This is a genomic window from Mesorhizobium sp. M1273 (assembly GCF_040318195.1).
Taxonomy (GTDB): Bacteria; Pseudomonadota; Alphaproteobacteria; order Rhizobiales; family Rhizobiaceae; genus Mesorhizobium.
The window spans coordinates 26,646-36,208 of the sequence record NZ_JAMYLV010000049.1 but is presented as its reverse complement, the minus strand read 5'-3'; the positions used below and the strand labels follow the sequence as shown (position 1 = coordinate 36,208).

General features: G+C 61.9%; 13 protein-coding genes. 6 read left to right on the top strand and 7 right to left on the bottom strand.

Going from position 1 to position 9,563, the window contains the following annotated elements:
• On the top strand, window positions 1-201 hold a 201-nt coding region (locus NKH30_RS30715; protein WP_352997837.1), incomplete at its 5' end, for a hypothetical protein.
• 78 nt (window positions 202-279) lie between these two features.
• On the opposite strand, the gene NKH30_RS30710 is transcribed toward NKH30_RS30715, so the two are convergent.
• The gene (locus NKH30_RS30710; RefSeq protein ID WP_352539853.1) at window positions 280-717 is read right to left on the bottom strand and encodes a hypothetical protein; all 438 of its coding nucleotides are present in this window, start codon (window positions 715-717) and stop codon (window positions 280-282) included.
• A 183-nt stretch (window positions 718-900) separates the two neighbouring features.
• On the opposite strand from NKH30_RS30710, the gene NKH30_RS30705 reads away from it, so the two are divergent.
• Entirely contained in the window at window positions 901-1,065 is a 165-nt protein-coding gene (locus NKH30_RS30705) for a DUF3309 family protein (protein ID WP_023677107.1), read from the top strand.
• A gap of 290 nt (window positions 1,066-1,355) precedes the next feature.
• On the opposite strand, the gene NKH30_RS30700 is transcribed toward NKH30_RS30705, so the two are convergent.
• On the bottom strand, window positions 1,356-1,553 hold the full coding sequence (locus NKH30_RS30700) for a hypothetical protein (RefSeq protein WP_352449586.1): 198 nt from the start codon (window positions 1,551-1,553) through the stop codon (window positions 1,356-1,358).
• Window positions 1,554-2,054: 501 nt separating this feature from the next.
• Between NKH30_RS30700 and NKH30_RS30695 the strand changes: the two genes are divergently transcribed.
• Window positions 2,055-2,786 carry a Crp/Fnr family transcriptional regulator gene (locus NKH30_RS30695; RefSeq protein ID WP_352473082.1) on the top strand — a complete coding sequence of 244 codons (732 nt, stop codon included), beginning with the start codon at window positions 2,055-2,057 and terminating at the stop codon, window positions 2,784-2,786.
• 169 nt (window positions 2,787-2,955) lie between these two features.
• Window positions 2,956-3,483: a YciE/YciF ferroxidase family protein gene (locus NKH30_RS30690; RefSeq protein WP_352614258.1), complete on the top strand. Its 528-nt coding sequence runs from the start codon at window positions 2,956-2,958 to the stop codon at window positions 3,481-3,483.
• A gap of 131 nt (window positions 3,484-3,614) precedes the next feature.
• Here NKH30_RS30690 and NKH30_RS30685 read toward each other — a convergent pair whose 3' ends face one another.
• Window positions 3,615-4,613, bottom strand: a complete 999-nt coding sequence (locus tag NKH30_RS30685) for an ATP-dependent DNA ligase (protein WP_352614259.1) — start codon at window positions 4,611-4,613, stop codon at window positions 3,615-3,617.
• Window positions 4,614-4,643: 30 nt separating this feature from the next.
• A complete protein-coding gene (locus NKH30_RS30680; protein ID WP_352614260.1) occupies window positions 4,644-4,811 on the bottom strand; it encodes a hypothetical protein in 168 nt (55 codons plus the stop codon).
• A gap of 226 nt (window positions 4,812-5,037) precedes the next feature.
• Here NKH30_RS30680 and NKH30_RS30675 point away from each other — a divergent pair, with 226 nt between their 5' ends.
• Window positions 5,038-5,742: an MgtC/SapB family protein gene (locus NKH30_RS30675; protein WP_352614284.1), complete on the top strand. Its 705-nt coding sequence runs from the start codon at window positions 5,038-5,040 to the stop codon at window positions 5,740-5,742.
• A gap of 103 nt (window positions 5,743-5,845) precedes the next feature.
• Window positions 5,846-7,108 (top strand): DUF763 domain-containing protein, encoded by a 1,263-nt coding sequence (locus NKH30_RS30670; protein WP_352997835.1) that lies wholly within the window; start codon window positions 5,846-5,848, stop codon window positions 7,106-7,108.
• A gap of 10 nt (window positions 7,109-7,118) precedes the next feature.
• Here NKH30_RS30670 and NKH30_RS30665 read toward each other — a convergent pair whose 3' ends face one another.
• The 3 genes from NKH30_RS30665 to NKH30_RS30655 all read right to left on the bottom strand — a co-directional run bounded on the left by NKH30_RS30665 (window position 7,119) and on the right by NKH30_RS30655 (window position 9,560).
• Entirely contained in the window at window positions 7,119-7,562 is a 444-nt protein-coding gene (locus NKH30_RS30665; RefSeq protein WP_023677099.1) for a PPC domain-containing DNA-binding protein, read from the bottom strand.
• 24 nt (window positions 7,563-7,586) lie between these two features.
• On the bottom strand, window positions 7,587-7,739 hold the full coding sequence (locus NKH30_RS30660; protein ID WP_352769229.1) for a peptide ABC transporter permease: 153 nt from the start codon (window positions 7,737-7,739) through the stop codon (window positions 7,587-7,589).
• A 105-nt stretch (window positions 7,740-7,844) separates the two neighbouring features.
• On the bottom strand, window positions 7,845-9,560 hold the full coding sequence (locus NKH30_RS30655) for an HAD family hydrolase (protein WP_352997833.1): 1,716 nt from the start codon (window positions 9,558-9,560) through the stop codon (window positions 7,845-7,847).
• Between the last annotated feature and the right edge of the window lie 3 nt (window positions 9,561-9,563).

Sequence of the window (9,563 nt, the reverse complement as noted above, 5' to 3'; positions counted from 1 at the left end):
TTTCTGCTCATCTTCTTCCATCACAAGGTGTCCACCTATTTTGGTGGACACCTCATGCATCAGAGCACTCAACAGCAAAAGGTGCGGGGAAATTCGCGCTTACCCTGGTTCCGGCAAACCGACGAGGAACTGGTTGGCTTCATCGTTCGGGCGCTGGACGGTCGGGAGATCGCGGTCAGCTTCGACCACCGCTGCCGTTAGACGGCCGATTTTCATCGCCAATGCAGCCGCGGAGCGTACGCTCCGCAGCCTCATCACAGACTATGATAAACCGGGCGCTTACTTGCCGCAGTGGTTGTCGTTCACCGTCGGAGCCATCGTGCCCGGAGACTTGCCGGTCGCGTCGGGCAGAGCCCCCTGCGGGCCTGGTGGGCAATTCCGGTCGGCATTCGAATTCGTCGTTGAGAAATCGCGAATGCTGTTGGTGATGGTCGAATCCGTGCCGGTGTCAGGGCCGCCATTATCCGGGACTACTATCGTCCGCCCGCTGCCGTCGGCAGCAGCTCCGGAGGGATCGCCGACGTTCTGGGCCATCGCTGACGTGGCCAGACCGATCGTAAGCGCCGAAGCTGCGAGAATTTTCGTGAGCATGATGCTTCTCCTTTTTACGAGGGTCGTCGCGTTGCGACTACGAAAACAACCGTTCGGGCGGGCGAAGGTTCCGACAAATTCCCCATGAATTTCAGCATGTTCTTGGGTGTTCAAGGCGGCCGCCATGCCATTCTCCGCGGGCATGCATCTGTGGATTTTTCTGACGGCCCGGCCCGGCATTCTGCTCGCCGCATGAGCGTACGCCTTACCGTCCCGCCGGAACAGGAATGCTCCTTGTGAGTTCATACCTTTGTACAATGCGACGCGCTGATGCGAATGGCGGCAGCGCAAACAAGGAGAGCAGACATCATGGGCCTTGGAACCATTCTCATCATCATCTTGGTCCTTGCCTTGCTTGGCGGCTTCAGCGGCTTGGGCGGCGGACCGTTCTATGGCACCGGCTATTACGGTGGTGGCGGCCTCGGCTTGGTGCTGCTTATCGTCATTATCCTGGTCCTGCTTGGGCGCATTTGATGCATGTCGTGCAAAAGCATGCCCTCGGGCTTGACCCGAGGGTGTGCAGCGGTTTTGTGATAACGACATCCATAAAACAGGAAGTAAGCGCGTCGCATGAGGCCGGCCAAACGCGACACGCGTTAGTGTCACGCTCGCGACAAAAACGCCTGCCGCTTGGTAATTAGCGCCGGGCGTTTTTGTCGTGAAAAGACTAGATTTCCAAGATCCTTGGCAAACCGGGACCCTGGCTAGAAAGGGCGACTCGGTGCCGAACCTTTCGGCGCCGAGGACGCCACCATAGCAGCAGCTTATTGTTGGCGATCGGCGGCCAGCGCTTCTTTCAGATCGGCGTTGAGCACACCCTCGTTGAACAGCGACATGATACGGGCTGCCAACCGCTCGCGGACAGGACTGTCGTCCGCAACACCCAACTCGCGGCAGCAGTCGTCGAGCGCTTTTCTCAGCACGCTCAGTTCGGCTGGAGTTGCTGCACCTTGCATCGGCATGCCATCCTCCCTTGAAAAGGGCGAAAGCGCGAAGCGTCTTTCAAGCGTCCACTCGCCGTGCCTGTGTGGACGACTCCAATTCAATTAGCGCCGCTCTCGTCCAAACTCAATGTACGGAAATTACCAAGCAGACAGTTTGGGAACGACTGCCTTGCACCTGCATTGTTGCTGCGATCCAACCCACCCCTCATTTGGATCACTGGGCGTAGCCCACGACGCCCGAATGGAGCCCGTTGCATCCCTCGCGACGGGCTCTTTTCGAGCCCGGCGATCTCAATTGTCGTTTTCGTACCAAACCGACTTTGGTACGTTTCCAACTCTAACTTTCAGCCGGATGTTTTCGTAGGCAAGCGGCAGGAGAAACTGCCGTGCATCGATTCATTTTTTTATTTAGTAGGCTCCATACCTTTCAGTGCTTATATAAGCGTTATCGTCCGCAGGTTATACCGGGCGCGGACGGCTGGGAGATAAAAAGGCTCTTGCCCTGTTTTGGGCCCAGCTATGTCTGATCCAGCAAATTCCAATAAAAATCCGTACAAAAACAAGCTGTTGCGCCGAATGAGCGCCGGCGATTTCGCATCTCTCGAGCCGCACATCGAGCGCTGTTCGCTGGAGTTACGGCAATCGCTCGAAGTGTCCGGATCGCCGATCGAGGCCATTTATTTCCTCGAGGACGGCATCGGTTCGGTGGTTGCGAAAATGCCGAACGGCAGCGATGCGGAAGTTGGCCTTGTCGGCTTGGAAGGTATGACCGGCTCGGCCCTGATAATGGGCGACGACCGTACGGTCCATGATTGCTATGTGCAGCTGGCGGGAGAAGCTGCCAGGATCGACGCCGAGCCGTTCAAGGCGGCGCTGACGCAAAGCCCGACGCTGCGGCTGTTCTTGCTGCGCTACGTGCAATATCTGCATGTCCAGACTGGCTATACCGCGCTGGTCAACGCGCGATCGAAACTTGAAGACCGGCTGGCGCGCTGGCTTCTCATGTGTGACGATCGGGTGGACGGCGGCCGGCTGACGATCACGCACGAATTCCTGTCGATCATGCTTGGCGTAAGGCGCCCGGGTGTAACGGTCGCGCTGCAGCTGCTCGAGGGGCGAGGGCTCATCCGGTCCCGCCGCGGCGAAATTATCATCCGCGATCGCGATGGTCTCGTCGCACTGGCGGATGGCGGCTACGGCCTGGCCGAGGCCGAATATACCCGCCTGGTCGAGCATATCGGCGAGCGCTGACGGCGCTTTTCTGGCCGATTGCTGCCGCAGGTCGAAGGCCCCTGCGACACCACACGGCGGGTCGGAAAAATTTGCAAAGCTGCCGGACCGTCAGGGAACTTGTTTCCTGTCGGAGGGTTATCGGACGCCTCCACTTTGCGAGGCGGCACCAACCATTCGGGAGAGGATCATGGCGACTACGAAAAAGGCCGCGAAGGCGGCAAGCAAGGGCCTTGAGGATCTGTTCCTCGACGGGCTCAAAGACCTCTACTACGCCGAGAAGAAGATACTGAAAGCGCTGCCCAAAATGGCCAAGGGCGCGGAGTCGGAAGAAGTGACCGCCGCTTTCGAGAAACACCGCATGGAAACCGAAGGACATGTCGACCGCCTCGAGGAGGTGTTCGACAAATTCGGCAAGCCGGCCCGCGGCAAAACCTGTCCGGCGATTGACGGCATCATCGAAGAGGGCTCGGAAATGCTCGAGGAGTATAGTGGTGCTCCCGCGCTCGACGCCGGGCTTGTCGGTGCGGCGCAAGCCGTCGAGCATTACGAGATCGCTCGCTACGGCACTTTGATCGCGTGGGCGGAAGAACTCGGCAAGAGCGACGTTGTCGAGCTGCTCAGGGCAACTCTCAAGGAAGAGGTCGCGACCGACGAAGCGCTTTCCAAGCTCGGCGAAAGCGGCGTCAACGAACGCGCCATGCAGGAAGCTGCCTGATTTCAAAACCGCAACCGAGCCTTGGTTGCCAAGGCTCGGTTGGCCGCGGCGAACCGGTGAAATGATGCATTGGTCCGTCATGAACGGTAGAGCGGGCAGCAAGCGCCTTGAAGCGGTGTCTCGGATCGGACTTACTCGATCTGCTCGAACGTGCATTGCCGCGGCTCCTTGTCCGGCCGCCAGCGCAACAGCTTGGTTCCGTGCCGGAACCGGTCGCCTGTCACATGGTCGAACCGAACCTCGACCACCAGTTCAGGCTTTATCGGTTCCCATTGTCCGCTCCGCTCCGTGCTCCAGCGGCTTGGTCCGCCCGGCGCCTTGCCGGTGAAACCTGGTTTGGCCCGCAGTTTTTCCAGCCGTCTGGTCAGCGCCGCCCTGTCGTCCTTGCCGATGGTCGAGGTGAATCCGACATGATCCAGCCTGCCTTCGTTATTGTAGAGGCCGAGCAGCAGAGATCCGACTTCGTTGCTGCCGGCGAGATAGCGAAAGCCGCCGACCACGCAATCCGCAGTGCGCAGCCGCTTGACCTTGACCATGGCGCGCTCGCCGGGCCGGTATGGCCCGGCGATCAGTTTTGCAACAACACCGTCGGTCGAGCCGTGGCCGGCGCCCTGCAGCCAGCGCTCGGCGGTGGCGGCGTCGTGCGTATATTTGGACAGGTGCAGTTGGGGCCGTGCCGCCGACGCGACAAAGGCCCCAATCGCCTGCCTCCTGGTGGTGAGAGGCTCTTCGATGATGATCCTGCCGCCGGGCTCGGCCAGCATATCGAACAGGATCAGCATGGCGGGCGTCTCGAGGCTTAATTTGCGGATCCTGCTTTCGGCGGGATGGAGGCGCATTTGCAGGGCCTCGAACGAGGACGATCCGTCGACCTCGATGACAATCTCGCCGTCGGCAACAAACCGTCGCGAGCTCACATCGCGCAGCACCGCGACCAGTTCGGGAAAATAGCGGCCAAGCGGCTTGCCCGATTTTGCACGCAGATCGACGGCATCGTCGCCCTTGAACACGAGGCAGCGAAACCCGTCCCATTTCGGCTCGTATTGCCAAAGCCCGTCGCCGCCAGGGATTGCATCGGCGGCTTTGGCTTCCATCGGACGAAGGTCGAGCGGCAACGGAAATGCGGTCATGGCTGGTCCGCGCCGCCGCTACGGCATTCGCTACCGCCGTCGGCCATTCCTCTGTGCCCCGCTTTGCCGCCTCGGCGCCTTGCGGCCGGTTTGCTCGGGCGAAGGCGACAGCGGATCAACCTCGTCGGTCCCGCCGATCTCCTTGGTGATGCGATAGGCCAGATAAGCGACGGCTCCGGCAAGCAGCAAGCGGACCATGACTGCAAATCCTTCGTTGGTGTGAACCCACCAACCCGCAGGCCGAAGGTTTTGTTCCGCCGCTGCCCATCGCCGGGGTGAATCGTCGGCGGCGCAACCAAAATCCAAGCGCATCGTTTGTTGCTTATCGACGAAAAGAATTTGCGATGAAGACGCTCTTGCCCTTGTTCGCTTTGACCATGGCGCTATTCCTGGCCAGCAGCGCTTGGCCTGACGGGTGACCGCGATGCTCCTCGTTGTTCCGGTCTGGCAGGACATCGCGGCACGACTGCTTCTGACCGCGCTCGCCGGCCTGTTGATAGGCCTCAACCGCGAGGCGCGCGGGCACGCGGCGGGGCTACGCACCACCGTGCTGGTCGGATTGGCCGCCGCCATCACAATGATCCAGGCCAGTATTCTGCTCGAGACCGTTGGCAAGCACCCGGATTCGTTTGCAACGATGGACGTCTTGCGCTTTCCGCTGGGCGTGTTGACCGGCGTCGGCTTTATCGGCGGTGGCGCCATTCTTCGCCGCGGCAATCTTGTCAGCGGCGTCACCACGGCGGCCACGTTGTGGGTGATGACGGCGATCGGATTGGCTTTCGGTGGTGGCCAATACGGCTTGGGCGCGGCCGGCACGGCGCTGACGCTGGCCACCTTGCTGGTCCTGAAATGGGTGGACCTTCGAATGTCGCGCGAACACCATGCCCAGTTGGCACTGACCTGGAAGGCCGCGGCTCGACAGGAGCTCGATGCGCTCATCGGGCCGCTTGGCTACCGGGCACGCCTCGTCGCGATAGAGAGGCGCCCGGATCTCAAAGACCCTGTTTTCTCGTTCGAGATCAGTTGGAGGCGGCCGGACACTGGGGCACCGCCAATGGATCTGCTGGAATCGGTGGGCGAGCATTGCGAGATCCAGAAGTTTGATCTCCTCAGCGAACCTGCCCGCTAGCTGGCGGCTTGCAACGATCGCGGCCTGAATCGGGCCATAGCTTCTCCACACCCCTTTCGATACCTATCTGTCGAGGCAGGACTCAAGGAGCAAGCAAAAGACCGTGGCACAGCGATCGGGAAGTGCTGATCTCCCACTTCACGGCGGGCGCGTACCGAAATGGCTCGGCGACCGCATGACGCGGCTTGGCGCGGTCATGTGCGAGGCGATCATCCACCATTACGGCCGCGATGAATTGCTGCGCCGGCTGGCGCATCCGTTCTGGTTCCAGTCTTTTGGCGCCGTGATGGGGATGGACTGGCATTCCTCCGGCATCACCACCAGCGTCGTCGGAGCGTTGAAGCGCGGTCTGTCGCCGCTCTCCGGCGAGCTCGGCATCCACGTTTGCGGCGGCCGCGGCGCGCATTCGCGCAAGACCCCGCACGAGCTTGCCCTGATCGGCGAGCGTGTCGGCCTCGACGGGCAAGGCCTCGCGACTGCCAGCCGGCTTGTCGCCAAGGTGGACAGCGCCGCGGTCCAGGACGGTTTCGATCTCTATCTGCACGGCTTTATCGTCACCGACGACGGCAACTGGGTGGTGGTGCAGCAGGGCATGAACGGCGACAGCAAGGTGGCGCGCCGCTATCACTGGCTGTCCGAAGGCCTGAAGAGCTTTGTCGACCAGCCGCATGCTGCCATCGAGGGCGCCAATCAGGGCGAGATCGTCAACCTGACCGACCGCCGCGCCGAAGCGTCGCGCCAGGGACAACTGGACCTTCTGCACGGCCTTGGACCGGATCGCATCGTGAGGGAGCTTGCCGCTTTGGAGCGGGGTTCGGCGCCAGCGCCGGAGCCGGCACAAAAGCTGCTGCCGCATCTGGTGATGCCGGCGCACCACGATGTGCGCGAAAGCGATGTCGTCATGCGCCGCCTGCACGGCAACATCGCCGCGGCGGCCGAGCGCGGCCCGACAGATTTCGCCGGGCTTCTCCTCGTGCCCAATGTCGGCGCGCGCACGGTGCGGGCGCTGGCGCTCGTCGCCGAAGTCGTGCATGGCGCGCCGTGCCGTTTTTCCGATCCAGGCCGTTTCTCGCTGGCGCATGGCGGTAAGGACAGGCACCCGTTCCCCGTGCCGCTGAAGGTCTATGACGAGACGATCGGCGTGCTGAAGTCGGCTGTCCAGAAGGCCAGGCTCGGCCGTGACGAAGAGATCGGCGCGTTGCGGCGGCTGGACGACCAGTCGAGGCAGGTCGAGCGCTATGTCACCGGCCCAAGCCTGAAGGAAATAGTCGCCGGGGAGTTCGAGCAATCGCATCTGCTCGGCGGCCGCAGCGTCTTCGGTTGGGAGGTCGTAGCCGAAACGGCCGCAGTCAAATCAACGAAGTGATCGGCTCGGATCAAGCCTCCAAGTCGATCAGGGCGACGCCGAGTTCGGGACGGTGCCTGCGGCGCAGATGGCCAGGCGTCTCCACCAATGTGACCTCGAGCGTCGGCCGCACGATGCCGTCCAGCAGATGACCGCCCCTCGTGGTGCCGTCACTCAATCCAAGGACTGCGTGGACGTGCAAGCTGGGCCTGCCGTCGTCGCCGATGGCAACATCGCCGATCGCGCTCAGCACTTCACACTGTTCCCGGACGGGGATTTTCCGGTAGGTCCTTTCTCCAGGGTCGAACCAGCCGACGGTTGCACTTTCGAAAGCGCCGAGCGCGGTCAGCGACGCGCCGCCGACGCCACGGTCGACCGCAAATGACGTCAGCTGCGCAAACGCCTCTTCGCCGGGATCAAGCACAACGACGAACGTTCTCTGTCCGGCGCTTTCGGCGACAAGCTGTGATTTCATGATCTTGCTCCAGCCGTGAGGAATTCAAATCCACCAAACCAGCAATGCCAGCAAGACGAGACCCACCAGGCCGCCGATGAAAATGATCCGGCGCGCCCGCGTCCGCAGGATGATCTCGCCCTGCCGCGCCTGCTCCGCCGAAAAGACAGGACCATTCTTGTCCCGGTCGCTGCTCATCCATCGTCTCCTTCCGGGGCATTATTCGGCATTGAATGGATCTGGCGCCCGATAGAACACAATCTCGTTTGGCGGATGAGGTTCCACGGCGGGGCGCCGTTGCAGCTATTCCTTTGGCGCGGTGGCGGGCGCGGTATAGCGGCGGCGCACTGCGTCCAGGATGTGGTTGCGGCTCTCCTGCGCCGAAAGTGTGCCGTCTTTCTCCGCTTCGGCGGTTTCGCGCGCCAGTTCCTTGTCCCTGATCTGGTGGCGAAACCATTCGGAATAGTCGCCGGCGCGCAGATGATGTTCCCAGGTCCTGTCGTCGATGCCCTCGGCGATCTGGGCGAAAATCATCAGATTATGGGCGCGGAGGTTCATCGCATTGTCGGGGCCGCGGAAATAGAAGCTGCCCTTCTCGTCCAGCTGGCCCTCGGCATATTTGCGGCTGTGGCGCTTGAGCGACTGCCGCGGTTCGATCGGCTCGACCATGGCAGGTTTCTTGCGCGCCTGCGGCCGCCAGAACAGCACGCGCTCGTCTTTTGGAGAGTTCAGGTCCTTGTCCTTTGGCGGTTCGGTGCCGGTCTCGTGACAGAACGTCTTGATGACCTTTTTCGCCTTGGGGCCGAGTGCGATGACGGCGGTGACCAGCCGCAATGCCTCGGTTGAGATCGCGTCCGGATGAACCGTGATCAGGATCGTGCCCGGCAATTCCATGGCCAGCACCATTGGCGTGTCGTCGCGCCGCTTCGGCAAGAGGTGATGCGCCTCGTCGATGATCAGCCAGTGTGGTCGTGCCGTGCGGAAGCGAACACCGCCAAGGCCCGGCAGCAGGTCGGCAAAGAAGTCCGGCCGCTCGTTAACGCGCAGCGCCAGGCCATTGACGACCAGATTGTTGTCCGGCTTCCCCAGGAGATCGAGCAGTTGCGTCTTCGTCGGCGCGTTCGAGCCGTCGCCCAGCCGGACGGCGCCTTCGAGGCCATCGTAGTCGCCTTCCGGATCGAAGATGCAGAACTGGAACTTTCTCTCGACGAAGCGCTCCGTCAGTGCGGTCGCCAGGGTCGATTTGCCGATGCCGGAGCTGCCGGCGATCAGCACCGTATCGGTTGGCGACAGATACACCTCCTTGCCATTCTCCGAGCCAAGCACAATGCCGTCGCGGCTCGGCACAAGCTCGCGATCGCGCTCCACCACCTTGGCGATCAGTTCCTCGACGCCTTTTCCGCGCGCGCCGCGTGTCACGAGATCCGCCGTATCCTTGACTGCCGGCAGTGCGTTGTCGACGGCCACGCTGAAGCCGCAGGCGCGCAGGAAGGCGTGGTCGTTTTCGGCGTCGCCGACACCGACGACGTTGTGCGGCGACAGTCTGAGGTCCTGAAGCGCAGCTGTCAGCCCGGTCGCCTTGTTGATGCCGCTGGGCAGGATCATCACCGCGCCCTTGTTGAAGATGATTTCCAGCTCCAGCCCCAATTTCTTGATGACCTCGAGCGCGGTAGCCTGATGCGGTTCCCAGGTTGCGATGATCGAGCGTCCGACCGAAAGCGGTTTGACACCGCGTTTCCTGAGTTTGGCGATGAACTCGGGGGCGGGCGGCGGAGATATCGTCCGCTCCTCCTCGCTGGCCGGCGTGTAGATCAGCGCGCCGTTTTCGGCGACCACCTTGTCGAAAATCGCGACTTCGGGAAAGACGCGCTTGAGGTCGGGCAGCTCGCGCCCGGTGACGAGAATGAGTTTGCGGCCGCTCTTCTTGAACCGTTCAAGCGCCGCAAGCGTCTTCTCGGCAACGATCCCTTCATGCGCCAGCGTGCCGTCATAGTCAGTGGCCAGGGCAATGAAATACATGCC

Bases quoted from the DNA above. Each gene is read 5' to 3' on its own strand.
- NKH30_RS30710 (WP_352539853.1), bottom strand. From the start codon at position 717: ATGGCGGCCGCCTTGAACACCCAAGAACATGCTGAAATTCATGGGGAA.
- NKH30_RS30705 (WP_023677107.1), top strand. From the start codon at position 901: ATGGGCCTTGGAACCATTCTCATCATCATCTTGGTCCTTGCCTTGCTT.
- NKH30_RS30700 (WP_352449586.1), bottom strand. From the start codon at position 1,553: ATGCCGATGCAAGGTGCAGCAACTCCAGCCGAACTGAGCGTGCTGAGA.
- NKH30_RS30695 (WP_352473082.1), top strand. From the start codon at position 2,055: ATGTCTGATCCAGCAAATTCCAATAAAAATCCGTACAAAAACAAGCTG.
- NKH30_RS30690 (WP_352614258.1), top strand. From the start codon at position 2,956: ATGGCGACTACGAAAAAGGCCGCGAAGGCGGCAAGCAAGGGCCTTGAG.
- NKH30_RS30685 (WP_352614259.1), bottom strand. From the start codon at position 4,613: ATGACCGCATTTCCGTTGCCGCTCGACCTTCGTCCGATGGAAGCCAAA.
- NKH30_RS30680 (WP_352614260.1), bottom strand. From the start codon at position 4,811: ATGGTCCGCTTGCTGCTTGCCGGAGCCGTCGCTTATCTGGCCTATCGC.
- NKH30_RS30675 (WP_352614284.1), top strand. From the start codon at position 5,038: ATGCTCCTCGTTGTTCCGGTCTGGCAGGACATCGCGGCACGACTGCTT.
- NKH30_RS30665 (WP_023677099.1), bottom strand. From the start codon at position 7,562: ATGAAATCACAGCTTGTCGCCGAAAGCGCCGGACAGAGAACGTTCGTC.
- NKH30_RS30660 (WP_352769229.1), bottom strand. From the start codon at position 7,739: ATGAGCAGCGACCGGGACAAGAATGGTCCTGTCTTTTCGGCGGAGCAG.
- NKH30_RS30655 (WP_352997833.1), bottom strand. From the start codon at position 9,560: ATGTATTTCATTGCCCTGGCCACTGACTATGACGGCACGCTGGCGCAT.